This is a genomic window from Rathayibacter sp. AY1F9, assembly GCF_002932155.1.
GTDB lineage: Bacteria > Actinomycetota > Actinomycetes > Actinomycetales > Microbacteriaceae > Rathayibacter.
This window is the reverse complement of record NZ_PSVA01000028.1, coordinates 1-13889: the sequence shown is the minus strand read 5'-3', so window position 1 is coordinate 13889 and position 13889 is coordinate 1. Positions and strand designations below refer to the sequence as shown.

Sequence of the window (13889 nt, the reverse complement as noted above, 5' to 3'; positions counted from 1 at the left end):
CGGATGCAGGGTCGTCGAGCGCTGGCGGCGCATCGAACGGCTGGCTGTGAGCAAGACGTCTACCTCTCGTCAGGGTGCACAGACGGATGGGGTCTCCGGGCACGCCCGAATCGCCGTCGTCAAACAACGTTGGTTGACCATACGTTCCGCATGTGTCGGCGGTGTTTCACCGTCCGCACTTACGCGTGACGACATTATGAGGGAGAGGAGAGCGCTCCAGCGCCCATCCGCGGCCCGGCGGCCGCGCCGTCGAGGAATACCGCGAGCCTCCCGGCGCTTAAGATCGAACAACCGTGGCGCTCGTGAGCGGACTCCTCCCGTCCTCTCCGGGCTCCCGCACTCGACCTGCTAAGGGGCATTGATGGACCAGCCGGATCCCTTCGGATTCCTCGGACTCACCTACGACGACGTCATGCTCCTCCCGGGGCACACCGACGTCATCCCGAGCGAGGCCGACACGGCCTCCCGTCTCACCAAGCGCATCAGCGTGGCGACCCCGCTGCTCTCCGCGGCGATGGACACCGTCACCGAGGCGCGCATGGCGATCGCGATGGCCCGCCAGGGCGGCCTCGGCGTCCTGCACCGCAACCTCTCCATCGCCGACCAGGCCGACCAGGTCGACCGGGTGAAGCGGAGCGAGTCGGGCATGGTCTCGAACCCCGTCACCACCACCCCGGACGCCACCGTCGCCCAGGTCGACGACCTCTGCGGCCAGTACCGGATCAGCGGCCTCCCCGTCGTCGACTCCACCGGCGTGCTCGTGGGCATCATCACCAACCGCGACATGCGCTTCGTCTCGCCGTTCGAGAAGGCGACCACGCTCGTCCGCGACGTGATGACCAGCACCGGCCTGATCACGGGCCGCGTCGGCATCCCCGACAGCGAGGTCATCGCCCTCTTCGCGCAGCACAAGATCGAGAAGCTGCCGCTCGTCGACGCGCAGGGCAAGCTCGCCGGCCTCATCACGGTCAAGGACTTCGACAAGTCGGAGCAGTACCCCAACGCCACGAAGGACGACGAGGGCCGCCTCCGGGTCGGCGCCGCGATCGGCTTCTTCGGCGACGCCTGGCAGCGCGCCACCGCCCTGCTCGACGCGGGCGTCGACGTGATCGTCGTCGACACCGCCAACGGCGACTCCGCCGGCGTGCTCGACATCATCCGCCGCCTGAAGTCCGACTCCGCGTTCGCCGGCGTCGACGTCATCGGCGGCAACGTCGCGACCCGCTCCGGGGCGCAGGCCCTCGTCGACGCGGGCGCCGACGCCATCAAGGTCGGCGTCGGCCCCGGCTCGATCTGCACCACCCGCGTCGTCGCCGGCGTCGGAGTCCCGCAGGTCACCGCGGTCTACGAGGCGTCCCTCGCCGCGCGCGAGTCCGGCGTCCCCGTCATCGCCGACGGCGGCCTCCAGTACTCCGGCGACATCGCCAAGGCGCTCGTCGCCGGCGCCGACACCGTGATGCTCGGCTCTCTCCTCGCGGGCTGCGAGGAGAGCCCCGGCGACCTCGTGTTCCAGAACGGCAAGCAGTTCAAGACCTACCGCGGCATGGGCTCCCTCGGCGCCCTGCAGACCCGCGGCGAGCGGACCTCCTACTCGAAGGACCGCTACTTCCAGTCCGACGTGCCCACCGACGACAAGCTGATCGCCGAGGGCATCGAGGGCCAGGTGCCCTATCGCGGCCCGCTCGCGAACGTGGCGTACCAGCTCGCCGGCGGGCTCCGCCAGTCGATGTTCTACGTCGGAGCGCGCACCATCCCCGAGCTGAAGGAGCGCGGGAAGTTCGTGCGCATCACGGCGGCCGGGCTGAAGGAGTCGCACCCGCACGATGTGCAGATGGTGGTGGAGGCGCCGAACTACCGGCGCTGAGGGGTCTGGTGGGGGCCGGCGGCGGATCGGGATCGCGGCCCCTCTGCCCGATGGGCCTGCGGCCCATACGCCCACCACGCCGGAGGGGCCGCGATCCCGATCCGCCGCCTCCCTCCGGGAGACGAGCACCGATTCTCGGCTGAGGGGCGGGGGACGCAGCGCGAGCGGCGCGGGGCGCCGCCGCGACTGCGGGGGGAGGGCTTCCGCCTTTGTTAATGCGGGGGAGTGGTTGTGCACCGTGCGCGAGCGCGACGGAGTGGGGACGGGCTTCCCTCGTTGCAGCGAATCGTGGTGGCGGCCGCGCTGGCTCTACCTGCTGGTGGTGTGCGCCCGCTCGCGTCGATCGCGGCCTGGTGCGGAGCCCGGTGGGAGCGGTGACCGGCGATCCGCGTTCCAGCGGATCGTTGAAGCGCGGACGCAGGACGCTCCGCGGAACGCGATCGCCGGTTCGGGCCGACCGCGGGCGAGCGGCGAGCGGAGCGAGGAGCGAGCCACAGCTGACACCGCTCAGCGGTGAGCGGCGGTCCGCGTGCGAGCGGATCGGCGTAGCGCGGACGCGGGACGCTCTGCGGAACGCGACCGCCCGCTCGGGCCGACCGCGGGCGAGCGGCGAGCGGCGAGCCGAGCGAGGAGCGAGCCACGGCTGACGCCGCTCAGCGGTAACCGGCGATCCGCGTGCGAGCGGATCGTCGTAGCGCGGACGCGACCCGCTCCGCGGACCGCGACCATCCGCTCGGGCCGACCGCGGGCGAGCGACGAGCGGAGCGAGGAGCGAGCCACAGTAAACTCAGCGTCATGGAGATCGAGATCGGGCGCGCCAAGCGCGCCCGCCGCGCGTACGCCTTCGACGACATCGCCGTCGTCCCGAGCCGCCGGACGCGCGACCCCGAGGTCGTGTCGGTGAAGTGGTCGATCGACGCGTACCAGTTCGCGACGCCGATCCTCGCCGCGCCGATGGACTCGGTGGTGTCGCCGGCGACGGCGATCCGGCTCGGGCATCTGGGGGCGCTGGGCGTCCTCGACCTCGAGGGTCTGTGGACGCGGTACGAGGACCCGGAGCCGCTGCTCGAGGAGATCCGCCGGCTTCCGGCCGAGACCGCGACGCAGCGGATGCAGGAGATCTACTCCGCTCCGATCCGCCCCGAGCTGGTGACCGCGCGCCTGGCCGAGATCCGCGCCGCGGGCGTGACCGTCGCCGGGGCCCTGTCGCCCCAGCGGACCGCGGAGCTGTACCAGACCGTCGTCGACGCCGGGGTCGACGTGTTCGTCATCCGCGGCACGACCGTCTCGGCCGAGCACGTCTCGCGCGATACCGAGCCGCTGAACCTCAAGAAGTTCATCTACGAGCTCGACGTGCCCGTCATCGTCGGCGGCGCCTCCACCTACACCGCGGCCCTGCACCTCATGCGCACGGGCGCCGCGGGCGTCCTCGTCGGGTTCGGCGGCGGTGCCGCCTCCACCACCCGCACGACGCTCGGCATCCAGGCTCCGATGGCGACCGCGGTCGCCGATGTCGCCGGCGCTCGCCGCGACTACCTCGACGAGTCGGGCGGACGCTACGTGCACGTCATCGCGGACGGCGGCCTCGGCACCTCCGGCGACATCGTGAAGGCCGTCGCGGTGGGCGCGGACGCCGTGATGCTCGGCTCGGCGCTGGCGCGCGCGACCGACGCTCCGGGCGGCGGCTGGCACTGGGGCGCGGAGGCGCACCACCCGCAGCTGCCGCGAGGCCGCCGCGTCGAGGTCGGCACCGTCGGCACCCTCGAGCAGGTCCTCTACGGCCCGGCGACCGGCGCCGACGGCACGGCGAACCTCATCGGCGCCCTGCGCCGCTCGATGGCGACGACCGGCTACTCCGACCTCAAGGAGTTCCAGCGGGTCGAGGTCGTCGTCGCGCCGTACCAGCCCAGCTGACGCTCACCGACCGAGGCGATCCTGACCGTCGAGGCCACCGCGAACAGCGGGCTCCCTCGACGGCCCGGGGGTCCCTGGACGCGGCGGACGCCGGCGCGGGCCGGCCGGACGTGCTGGCGTCGTAGCCCTCGCGCCAGCCCGGCGGACGACACTGCGCACCCGCGCGCGCGGATCCGGTCTTCCCGGCGCTTCTGGGCGAGAAGCACGTGCTCGGGCGAGCGGTCCCGGAGGAACGCCGGGGCGATTCGGATCGACGGCGGTCTGCGCCAGATCCGAGACGGCGCGTCCGTCGATCAGTGCGGGTGGGGGCGGACGCGCGCTCCGCGACGCCGTTCCACCTCCGGCTGCCCAGGTCCGTCGCCCCTCGACATGCACGGTCTCCGCGAGCGGCTCGACCAGGGGGGTCCCGGACCGCCGCCGCCGACTCGCGGAGGACGAAGGGCGCGCTCCAGGTCGCGGCCACGGCGTCGATCCGCGCCCGCTGCCGCTCGTCCGCGGAGGCCCTCGCCCACTCGCCGGCCCGCGCGTACCGCGGCGCAGCCGCACGGACTCGTCCGACCGGCGGCACGCCCCGTCTCGACAGATCCCCACTGCACGCTTCCGCCCCCCTTTCCCTCCCTCCGCTCCTCCTGTGGAGACTCCCCCCCACCACCTGTGGGCAGCGAGGGAACGCAGGACCGCCGAGCCGGCCGGGAACCGCGGGATCCCTCGACGGGTCGGGGTTCCCTCGGCAGGAGGGCTCCGCACGCGCCTAAGCTGGAAGTCCCGAGTGGGAGCGCCGCACGGCGCGGAGGGAGCACGCATGGTCGAGGTCCGCAGGGTCAAACTGCCCGGTGTCGGCGTTCTGCACACGTTCCTGACGGCCGACGGCGGCAAGGTCGGCGTCATCGCCCACCGCTCCGGCCACAGCGACCTGATCACGTTCGCCGAGGGCGACCAGGACGGCGCCAAGGTGTCGCTCCGCCTGAGCGACGACGAGGCGCACACCCTCGCCGAGCTCCTCGGCGGCACGCAGATCACGGAGTCGCTGACCGCGCTCGACCAGATCCCGGGCCTCTCGATCGACTGGTTCACCGTCGACTACGACGACCACATCGCCGGACAGCAGCTCGGCAAGCCCGCCGACCGCGGGATCGTCGGGCTGACCGTCGTCGCCGTGGTCCGGGGCGACGCCGCCAATCCGGCGCCGGCCCCCGACTTCCGCGTCTTCCCCGGCGACACCCTCGTGGTCGCCGGCAGCCCCGAGAAGGTCGCCAAGGCGTTCGCGTTCTTCCGCACCGGCAGCTTCGCCAAGACGGTCGATGCCCCGCCCGGAGCCTGAGGATGCACCACGGCGAAGACCTCATCGTCCTCGGCGTCCTGTTCGTCGTCGCCTACGTCCTCGGCCGGCTGGGGAGGACGATCGGGCTCCCGGCCATCCCGATCTACATGGTCGTCGGGCTCCTCGCGAGCCCGAACTTCCACCTCTTCCCACTCGACTTCGAGTCGAGCTACATCGAGCTGACCGCGGTCTTCGGGCTGATCCTGCTGCTGTTCAATCTCGGCCTGGAGTTCGACCAGGACGAGTTCTTCGGGAACGCCGGCCGTCTGATCCTCTCCGGCGGCTCCTACATCGCGGTCAACATGGCCGTCGGCCTCGGCTTCGGCTTCGCGCTGGGCTGGGGGAGCCGCGAGGCGCTGATCATCGCCGGCATCACGGCGACGAGCTCGAGCGCGATCGTCACCAAGCTGCTGATCGAGCTCAAGCGCCTGGCGAACCCCGAGACGCCGATGATCCTGGGCGTCACGGTCGTCGAGGACATCTTCATCGCGGTCTACCTGGCGATCGTGTCCGTGGTGCTCTCGGGCGAGACGGAGCCGTGGCCGGTGGTGCTCAAGCTCGTCATCGCGTTCGCGTTCCTCGTGGTGATGTTCGCGATCGCCCGCTGGGGCGGGAAGGTCGTCTCCCGCTTCTTCCGCACTCGCGACGACGAGCTGTTCACGATCCTGTTCTTCGGTCTCGCCATCCTGTTCGGCGGGATCGGCGAGGTCCTCGGAGTGACGGACGCGATCGGCGCGTTCCTGATCGGACTGGTCATCGGAGCGACGCGGTTCCGGTCGAGGGTCGAGCACATCGCGATCCCGCTGCGCGACGTGTTCGGAGCCTTCTTCTTCGTCAACTTCGGTCTCGGGCTGGATCCCGGTGCGTTCCCGAGCGTCGTGGTCCCGGTGCTGATCGCCGCGGTGATGACCATCGTCCTGAACCTCGGCGCGGGGCAATTCGTCGCGTGGCTCAACAAGCTCGGACCGCGCGCGGGCCTGAACGCGGCGTTCATCCTGCACAACCGCGGCGAGTTCGCGCTCATCCTGGCGACGCTCTCGCTCTCGGCGGGGCTCGACGAGCGGATCCAGCCCTTCGCCGGCCTCTACGTGCTGATCATGGCGATCGTCGGGCCGATCCTCGCCTCGCGCTCCGAGAGCATCGGCGCGTTCCTCTCGCGGCGGCGGCACCGCCCGGCACCCGCAGCGGCCACGGCCATGGACGAGGAGGACTTCGCGCTCGTGGAGGCGGCGATGGCCGCGCCCGCCGTCTCCGCGGAGGAGGTTCCCGCTCCTCCGAGGCGCCCCGCGGAGCCGGACGAGCTCGACGACGAGTTCCCCGATCCGATGCGCCAGGCGCTCATCGACCAGGCGATGCAGCAGTCCGACGGCGCCGACGACGCCCGGCCCCGCCGCCCGAGGGAGCCCGACTACTGATCCCACGGAGCTCCCACACTCACGGGTTAGGCTCGATCCGGCCCGCGGGACACCGCACGGATCGAGGGCGGACGAGGGACGAATGACGCAGAGCACGGTCGGGCAGGTGGCCCGGCGCCCGCGCTGGATCGCCGCGCTGGCGCTCGCACTCCTGATCGCCGGGCTCTTCGCCGCGCTCGGGCAGTGGCAGGTCGGCCGCGCGGTCGAAGCCGCCGCGCCCGACTCCGGAGTGTCGGAGACGACGCTCCCGCTCGCCGAGGTCGCGACCCCCTCCCGCTCGATCACGGCGACCGCCGACGGACAGCGCGTGGAGGGCTCGTCCGTCTTCGTGCCGGGCGGTGCCGAGATCCTCGGCGGCCGCCTGAACGGCGAGCAGCCGGGCTGGTGGGTCATCGCCCGTACCCGCACCGCCGACGCCGACCTGGTGCTCGCCTACGGCTGGACGCAGGACGAAACGCAGGCGCAGTCCGTCGCGGACGCGCTCAACAGCGGGAGCGAGCAGGCGCCCTCCTCCTTCACCGGCCGCCTCGTGGCCAACGAGGCCGCGGAGGCGCCGGCGGAGGGCCTGGACCCCGCCACCCTCACCGCGCTCTCCGTCCCCGCGCTGATCAACCGCTGGCCGGATCCGCCGCAGGACGTCTACCAGGGTTACGTCGTCGTCGACGAGCCGGTCGCCGGCCTCGGGGCCATCGACTCCCCGGCGCGCGTGAGCGACGTCTCGCTGAACTGGCTCAACGTCTTCTACGCGATCGAGTGGGTCGTCTTCGCCGGCTTCGCCCTCTACCTCTGGTTCCGCCTCGTCAAGGACGCGTGGGAGCGCGAGGCCGAGGAGGCGCTCGACGCCGAGGAGCGCGCCCGCGCCGACCTGGGCGACCGGGCCGAGGCCCCCGCCCCCGCACCGTAAACTGGTCGTCATGCCCCTCGAGCCCAAGCCCGCGCAGTTCCCTGCGATCCGGAGCGCGCTGCGCTTCTACCGGGTGACCTCGATCATCACCGGCGTGATGCTGCTTCTGCTCTGCGCGGAGATGCTCCTCAAGTACGTCTTCCACCTCGAGCTGTTCGCCTTCGGCCAGCAGGGCGTCCTGCACTTCGCCCCGATGTACGAGGTGCCCGGAGGCGAGTTCACGTCGAGCGGCACCGGCGCGAACCTGTCCACCGGCATCCTGATCGCGCACGGCTGGTTCTACGTCGTCTACCTCTTCGCCGACTTCCGCCTGTGGAGCCTCATGCGCTGGCCGTTCACGCGCTTCGTGCTCATCGCGCTCGGCGGCGTGGTGCCCACCCTCTCCTTCTTCGTCGAGACCCGCATCGCCCGCGAGGTCGAGCAGTACCTCGAGCGCCGGACCGCCGGTACCGACCCGAAGACCCCGACCGACTCCGTGGAGGCCCCCCATTAGCGAGCAGCCCACCGCTCCCCAGCCGCACCTGGCCGCGCAGCCCGTCCTCGTCGTCGACTTCGGCGCGCAGTACGCGCAGCTGATCGCCCGCCGGGTCCGCGAGGCGAACGTCTACTCCGAGATCGTGCCCTCCGACGCCACGGCCGCCGAGATCGCCGCGAAGTCGCCCGTCGGCATCATCCTCTCGGGCGGCCCCTCCAGCGTGTACGAGGAGGGCGCCCCGCAGCTCGACCCCGCGATCTTCGACCTCGGGATCCCGGTCCTGGGCATCTGCTACGGCTTCCAGGTGATGGCGAAGACGCTCGGCGGCGAGGTCGCCAACACGGGGCTGCGCGAGTACGGAGCGACGGACGCCGCCCTCTCGACCGACGGTGGCGTGCTCCTCGGCGAGCAGCCCGCCGACCAGACGGTGTGGATGAGCCACGGCGACTCGGTCGCGCAGGCGCCCGAGGGCTTCGAGGTCCTCGCCTCCACGAGCTCCACCCCGGTCGCGGCCTTCGGCAACGACGAGCGCCGCCTCTACGGCGTGCAGTGGCACCCCGAGGTCAAGCACTCCGCCTACGGCCAGGCCGTCATCGAGAACTTCCTCCACCGTGCCGCGGGCATCCCGGCCGACTGGAACTCCTCCAACGTGATCGACGACCAGGTCGCCGTGATCCGCGAGCAGGTCGGCACCGGACGCGTGATCTGCGGCCTGTCCGGCGGAGTCGACTCCGCCGTCGCCGCTGCGATCGTGCACCGCGCCATCGGCGACCAGCTCACCTGCGTCTTCGTCGACCACGGACTCCTCCGCAAGGACGAGCGCCGCCAGGTCGAGGAGGACTACGTCGCCGCGACCGGCGTCCGCCTGGTCACCGTCGACGCGCGCGAGCAGTTCCTCGACGCGCTCGCCGGCGTCAGCGACCCGGAGCAGAAGCGCAAGATCATCGGCCGCGAGTTCATCCGCACCTTCGAGGCCGCCGCCGAAGCGCTCGTGCTCGAAGCCCAGGGCGAGGGCGAGACGATCGACTTCCTCGTCCAGGGCACGCTCTACCCCGACGTCGTCGAATCCGGCGGCGGCACCGGCACCGCCAACATCAAGTCCCACCACAACGTCGGCGGACTCCCCGAGGACCTGCAGTTCGCGCTCGTCGAGCCGCTCCGCACTCTCTTCAAGGACGAGGTCCGCGCGATCGGCCGCGAGCTCGGCCTCCCCGAGGTCATCGTCGGCCGCCAGCCCTTCCCCGGACCCGGCCTCGGCATCCGCATCGTCGGCGAGGTCACCCAGGAGCGGCTCGACCTCCTCCAGGACGCCGACGCCATCGTCCGCGCCGAGCTCACCGCCGCCGGCCTCGACACCGAGATCTGGCAGTGCCCCGTCGTCCTCCTCGCCGACGTCCGCTCCGTCGGAGTCCAGGGCGACGGCCGCACCTACGGCCACCCCATCGTCCTGCGCCCCGTCTCCTCGGAAGACGCGATGACCGCCGACTGGACCCGCCTGCCCTACGACCTCCTCGCCCGCATCTCCAACCGCATCACCAACGAGGTGAGCGGCGTGAACCGGGTGGTGCTGGATGTGACGTCCAAGCCCCCCGGCACCATCGAGTGGGAATGATTCCGCGGGTCTCCGCACGGTCATCTGCGGCGTTGTCGGCGGTTGCGATACCTCCGGTATCGCGCCCTTCTCCGCCTTGCAGCTGACCGCGCGGAGACCCGCGGAACGTCAGGAACGGCTCCCGTCGAGGGGGCCGTTTCTTGTTGAGGGGAGAATGTGGGGGAACGAGCCCCTGCGGGGCCGTTCCCGCGTGCAGGTAGAGGGAACGAGCCCCTGCGGGGCCGTTCCCGGGATGCAGGTCGGGGAACGAGCTCAGGTGGCTGTTCAGGGAACGGGTGGCCGCGGTGCGGCCGGGGGATCGGTGAGGGGTGACCGGTGCCTGGCGAGGCGTACCGAGTGGCGGTCAGGGGAACGAGGCCGTGCGGGGACGTTGCAAAGGTTCCGCTCGAGAGGCGAGCTCCTGCCGGGTGGTCGGGGAACTCGGGTCTGCGCGGCGGTCCGGGGGCCGGGGCGCAGGCGGAAGGCGGCAGGCGCGCGAGCGCGGGTCAGGCGGGGGTGTCGAGCACGCCGATGAAGCGGGTGCCGATGCCGTCGTACTCGTCGCGGCGGTGGCCCTCGGGGTGGTGCGGCCAGGAGGCGGGGGAGTGGTCCTCGCAGACGAGGAACGTGAACTCGGGCCACCACTTCTTCGGGCGGGCGGCCTCGGAGCGGCCGCAGACGGCGCAGTCGAGGGTCACCCACACGGGACGCCTGCCGGTGCGGTTCGCGCGCGACTGGACGAGCCAGGCGGGCGGATCCTGCTCGAGGGCGGCGAGCTCCTCCTCCGACAGACGGGTGGGGATGCCGTGCCGCGTCGCCATCTCGAGGGGGATGTCGAGGCGCTGAGCGGCCTCGCGACGCGTGATCATCCGGCCACCCTAACCCAGCGCCGCGCGCGGTCCCCGAGGTCGCAGCGACGCGCGCGCGAGCAGCCACTCCAGCGGGCCCTGCCCCACGAGCCGCCTCCAGAGGAGAGCGGCGACGATCGAGCCGACCACGAAGACGCCGAGCAGCGTCCAGCTGCGCCACGCCTCGAAGTCGAACGGCTCGTACGGGACCAGGTACACCGCCAGCGCCACGAGCTGCAGCGAGTAGATCGTCAGCGGCATCGCACCGACGGCCGCGATCGGAGTCGCCGCCCGTGCCAGGAGCGGCAGCCGCTGCAGCAGAGCCGTCAGCGCGCCGAGGACCACGCAGGCGACCCCGCCCGCCCCGAGGAGCTCGGCGGTGGTGCTGGCGTGCGCCTCCACCGCCTCCGGACCCCCGAGCAGCAGCCCGCCGCCGTAGCCGAGCACGGCCGAGACGGCGCCGCCGACGACGACCCAGCGCTGGGTGGTCGCGGACCGGACGTCGCAGCGCGCGATCAGGAGGCCGAGCACCACGTACGCCAGCCACGACGGCACCGGGTAGTACTGGGTGAGCCAGATGAGGGGCTGCGCGGCCAGGAGCGCCTCGTCGGGCGACAGGGTCGAGAGCCAGGAGCCGCCGGCGCTCGTCAGCGCGTCGACCGCGAGGGGCCCGGCGATCGCCGCGACCGCGACCAGCACGGCGAGGACCCCCCGCGGCAGGAAGAGCAGCAGCGCCGCGACGAGGAACATCACCCCGTAGTGCGGCAGGATCACCGCGATCGGCGTCCCGAGCAGGGTGAGGGCGACGCCGATGACGAGCAGGTACAGCCCGCGGAGCAGGATCGATCCCGTGTCGTGCCAGGGCCGCGAGGAGCGCTGTGATCCGCCCGTCATCAGCCCGATCGACACTCCCGCCAGCACGGCGAAGAGGACGGAGCTGCGGCCGTTCCAGAGCATCTCGCTCTCGACCGGGGCGAGGTGGGCGGCGAACATGCCGAGGACGGCCAGGCCGCGAGCGACGTCGAGGCCGACGATCCGGGAGTCTGCGGCGCTCATCCCTCCATCGTGCCAGGCGCTCCCGGCAGTGCACCGGGAACGACGCTGGGGCCGGGAACGACGACGGGCGCCCGACCCGGAGGTCGAGCGCCCGTCGGACGTGGTGCGCCGTGCTACTCGCGGAAGATCGCGACGAGGCGCAGGATCTCCAGGTACATCCAGACGACGGTGACCAGGATGCCGTAGGCGCCGGTCCAGCCGTAGATGCGGGGGAGGCGGTTGCGCACGCCCTGCTGGATGAACTCGAAGTCCATCACGAGCGAGTACGTGGCGAGCGCGACGGCGATGAGGCCGATCACGATGCCGATGAAGCCGGTGCGGAGACCGAAGCCGCCGCCGACGCCGAAGAGGCCGAGGCCCAGGTTCACCAGCGAGAACACCGCGTAGCTGATCATGCCGATGAAGAAGATCTTGTTGAGCTTCGGCGAGGTGCGGATCTTGCCGTTCATGAACAGCGCCAGGGTGACGCCGATCACGATGACGGTCGCCATGAGGGCCTGGACGACCGCTCCGGCGTACGCGCTCTCGAAGAACTTCGAGATCGCGCCGACCGCGATGCCCTGGGTCGCGGCGTAGCCGAGGATCAGGGCGGGCGACGGCTGCTTCTTGAAGGCGTTGACGATGCCCAGCACCAGCGCGACGAGCACGGCGGGGAGCATCAGGCCCGGGACGAACCAGCCGACGGCCGCACCCGCGAGGAGCACGACGAAGGCGAGGGCGGTCTTGGCGAGGGTGTCCTCGACGGTCATCCGGTCGGTCTCGACGGAGCCGGCGGCCGGACGGGAGTACATCTGGTCGAGCGTGCCGGGGGAGACGTCCGGGAGGTCCTGCACGCGGCCGGCGTAGCCGCGGTTGCTGAACTCCGGGCGTCCGAAGGCCGGATTGTTGCTTGCCATGGTTCCTCTTCTCTCAGGTGCGCTGGTCTCCGAGGGAACTCGCGGATCTGAGTCGCTGTGGGTGCGGGGTGCGCCGCGGATCCGAGAGGACTGCGACGATGGACACCACCTTATCTGAGAGCACCTCTCAGAGTCTGGCTGTTCTCTTCGAGCGGACCTCGACTCCGCTGCGAGCCGTGCAGAGCCGCCCGTAGGATCGCGGCATGCCCGCGCGCCAGTCACCGCTCGTCATCGGCCACCGCGGAGCGAGCGGCTACCGACCGGAGCACACCCGCTCCGCCTACGAGCTGGCGATCGCGCTGGGCGCCGATGCGCTCGAGCCCGATCTGGTGGCGACCCGCGACGGCGTGCTCGTCCTTCGCCACGAGAACGAGATCTCCGGCACGACGGACGTCGAGAAGCGCCCGGAGTTCGCTGCACGCCGCACCACCAAGCGGATCGACGGCCGCGAGATCACCGGCTGGTTCACCGAGGACTTCACCTGGGACGAGCTGTCGGAGCTGCGGGCCCGCGAGCGGCTGCCGGCGGTGCGCAGCTCCAGCGCCACGTTCGACGGCCAGTTCCCGCTGCTGCGCTTCAGCGAGCTGCTGGCGCTGCTGGACCGGGCGGCGGAGGACGATCCGCTCGCTCCGCCGGGGCTCGTCGCCGAGATCAAGCACGCGACGTACTTCGCCGGGATCGGGCTGCCGCTGGACGTGCTGCTGCGCGAGGAGCTCGCCGCCGCGGGCTGGGGTCCGCGCGACCCGCGGCTCACGATCGAGAGCTTCGAGAAGACCGTGCTGGAGCGGCTCGCGGTGAGCGGAGTCGGCACCCGCCGGATCTACCTGCTCGAGTCGCGCGGCGCCCCGCCCGACCTCGTGGCCGCCCACGGCGCCGACGCGGCCCCCTACTCCGCCTTCACCACGCCGGCGGGACTGCGGAACCTCGCCGGAGCCGTCGACGGGATCAGCGTCGACAAGAGCATGCTCTTCTCGCGGGACGCGGCCGGCCGGGCGACGGGGACCGGTCCGCTCGTCGAGGACGCGCACGCGGCCGGGCTCGAGGTCTACTGCTGGACGCTGCGCGCCGAGAACCGGTTCCTCGAGAAGGTGCACCGCCGCGGGAAGGACCCGGCGGAGTACGGCGGCTGGCAGGAGGAGTTCGCGATGATCCTCCGCTCGGGAGTGGACGGCGTCTTCGCCGACCAGCCCGATCTGGCGATCGAGGCGCGGGCGGCCGAGCAGGAGCGTCTGCTCCGCGGCTGAACCCGGATCGTGATCGGGCGCTCCTCCGGCGCGTGCCGAGCGGACGCGGAGGCTGCGCTGGCATCATCGGCTCACCACCGCCCGCCCGACCCTCGAGAGGAGGCCCCGTGTCCACCCGAGAGCGCATCACCCGCCGCTGGATCACCACCGCCGTCCTCGCCGTGATCGGCGTCGCCGTCGTGTACTGGCTCGCCGTGCTCACCCCTCAGGGCCAGGGCGTCGAGAACTCGGGGCTCCGGGGCGCCGACCTCGTCTTCGGCCGCGCCACCGGCGCCGCCGCGGGGGCGCTCGCGGACGTCACCCCGCTCTCCATGGTCGTCGGCGCCCTGCTCGTCGCGGCGATCGCACTGATCCGGAGGCG

Annotated in this window: 12 protein-coding genes; 9 read left to right on the top strand and 3 right to left on the bottom strand. The window is 71.9% G+C overall.

Features of this window, described 5'->3' with window-relative positions:
- Nucleotides 1-361: 361 nt before the first annotated feature.
- The 7 genes from guaB to guaA all read left to right on the top strand — a co-directional run bounded on the left by guaB (nucleotide 362) and on the right by guaA (nucleotide 9505).
- Nucleotides 362-1864 (top strand): IMP dehydrogenase, encoded by a 1503-nt coding sequence (guaB, locus tag C5C37_RS14910; RefSeq protein ID WP_104224733.1) that lies wholly within the window; start codon nucleotides 362-364, stop codon nucleotides 1862-1864.
- A gap of 795 nt (nucleotides 1865-2659) precedes the next feature.
- Complete coding sequence (locus C5C37_RS14905; protein ID WP_104224734.1) at nucleotides 2660-3778, top strand: GuaB3 family IMP dehydrogenase-related protein; 1119 nt, start codon at nucleotides 2660-2662, stop codon at nucleotides 3776-3778.
- 802 nt (nucleotides 3779-4580) lie between these two features.
- A complete protein-coding gene (locus C5C37_RS14900; RefSeq protein WP_068256939.1) occupies nucleotides 4581-5099 on the top strand; it encodes a cation:proton antiporter regulatory subunit in 519 nt (172 codons plus the stop codon).
- A 2-nt stretch (nucleotides 5100-5101) separates the two neighbouring features.
- Nucleotides 5102-6514, top strand: a complete 1413-nt coding sequence (locus tag C5C37_RS14895) for a cation:proton antiporter (protein WP_104224735.1) — start codon at nucleotides 5102-5104, stop codon at nucleotides 6512-6514.
- A gap of 82 nt (nucleotides 6515-6596) precedes the next feature.
- Nucleotides 6597-7418, top strand: coding sequence for an SURF1 family cytochrome oxidase biogenesis protein (locus C5C37_RS14890; RefSeq protein WP_104238461.1), 822 nt, complete (start codon nucleotides 6597-6599; stop codon nucleotides 7416-7418).
- A 10-nt stretch (nucleotides 7419-7428) separates the two neighbouring features.
- Nucleotides 7429-7911 (top strand): DUF3817 domain-containing protein, encoded by a 483-nt coding sequence (locus C5C37_RS14885; RefSeq protein ID WP_104234169.1) that lies wholly within the window; start codon nucleotides 7429-7431, stop codon nucleotides 7909-7911.
- Between the two features lie 28 nt (nucleotides 7912-7939).
- Nucleotides 7940-9505 (top strand): glutamine-hydrolyzing GMP synthase, encoded by a 1566-nt coding sequence (guaA, locus tag C5C37_RS14880; RefSeq protein WP_104269419.1) that lies wholly within the window; start codon nucleotides 7940-7942, stop codon nucleotides 9503-9505.
- 485 nt (nucleotides 9506-9990) lie between these two features.
- On the opposite strand, the gene C5C37_RS14875 is transcribed toward guaA, so the two are convergent.
- From C5C37_RS14875 to C5C37_RS14865, 3 genes are all read right to left on the bottom strand, one after another.
- The gene (locus tag C5C37_RS14875) at nucleotides 9991-10353 is read right to left on the bottom strand and encodes a DUF5997 family protein (protein ID WP_104224739.1); all 363 of its coding nucleotides are present in this window, start codon (nucleotides 10351-10353) and stop codon (nucleotides 9991-9993) included.
- A 9-nt stretch (nucleotides 10354-10362) separates the two neighbouring features.
- A complete protein-coding gene (locus C5C37_RS14870) occupies nucleotides 10363-11388 on the bottom strand; it encodes a DUF418 domain-containing protein (RefSeq protein WP_104288767.1) in 1026 nt (341 codons plus the stop codon).
- 113 nt (nucleotides 11389-11501) lie between these two features.
- Nucleotides 11502-12284, bottom strand: a complete 783-nt coding sequence (locus C5C37_RS14865; protein ID WP_104224741.1) for a Bax inhibitor-1/YccA family protein — start codon at nucleotides 12282-12284, stop codon at nucleotides 11502-11504.
- Nucleotides 12285-12487: 203 nt separating this feature from the next.
- Between C5C37_RS14865 and C5C37_RS14860 the strand changes: the two genes are divergently transcribed.
- Together C5C37_RS14860 and C5C37_RS14855 are read left to right on the top strand one after the other, a co-directional pair.
- Nucleotides 12488-13528, top strand: coding sequence for a glycerophosphodiester phosphodiesterase family protein (locus C5C37_RS14860; RefSeq protein ID WP_104224742.1), 1041 nt, complete (start codon nucleotides 12488-12490; stop codon nucleotides 13526-13528).
- Between the two features lie 107 nt (nucleotides 13529-13635).
- Nucleotides 13636-13889 (top strand): hypothetical protein (locus tag C5C37_RS14855; RefSeq protein WP_219814495.1); only part of this gene is annotated, 254 nt, incomplete at its 3' end.

What these genes read in the sequence shown, in the direction of transcription:
- C5C37_RS14900 (WP_068256939.1), top strand. Translation starts at nt 4,581, where the DNA reads ATGGTCGAGGTCCGCAGGGTCAAACTGCCCGGTGTCGGCGTTCTGCAC.
- C5C37_RS14860 (WP_104224742.1), top strand. Translation starts at nt 12,488, where the DNA reads ATGCCCGCGCGCCAGTCACCGCTCGTCATCGGCCACCGCGGAGCGAGC.
- C5C37_RS14890 (WP_104238461.1), top strand. Translation starts at nt 6,597, where the DNA reads ATGACGCAGAGCACGGTCGGGCAGGTGGCCCGGCGCCCGCGCTGGATC.
- C5C37_RS14865 (WP_104224741.1), bottom strand. Translation starts at nt 12,284, where the DNA reads ATGGCAAGCAACAATCCGGCCTTCGGACGCCCGGAGTTCAGCAACCGC.
- guaB (WP_104224733.1), top strand. Translation starts at nt 362, where the DNA reads ATGGACCAGCCGGATCCCTTCGGATTCCTCGGACTCACCTACGACGAC.
- C5C37_RS14885 (WP_104234169.1), top strand. Translation starts at nt 7,429, where the DNA reads ATGCCCCTCGAGCCCAAGCCCGCGCAGTTCCCTGCGATCCGGAGCGCG.
- C5C37_RS14875 (WP_104224739.1), bottom strand. Translation starts at nt 10,353, where the DNA reads ATGATCACGCGTCGCGAGGCCGCTCAGCGCCTCGACATCCCCCTCGAG.
- C5C37_RS14895 (WP_104224735.1), top strand. Translation starts at nt 5,102, where the DNA reads ATGCACCACGGCGAAGACCTCATCGTCCTCGGCGTCCTGTTCGTCGTC.
- C5C37_RS14905 (WP_104224734.1), top strand. Translation starts at nt 2,660, where the DNA reads ATGGAGATCGAGATCGGGCGCGCCAAGCGCGCCCGCCGCGCGTACGCC.
- C5C37_RS14870 (WP_104288767.1), bottom strand. Translation starts at nt 11,388, where the DNA reads ATGAGCGCCGCAGACTCCCGGATCGTCGGCCTCGACGTCGCTCGCGGC.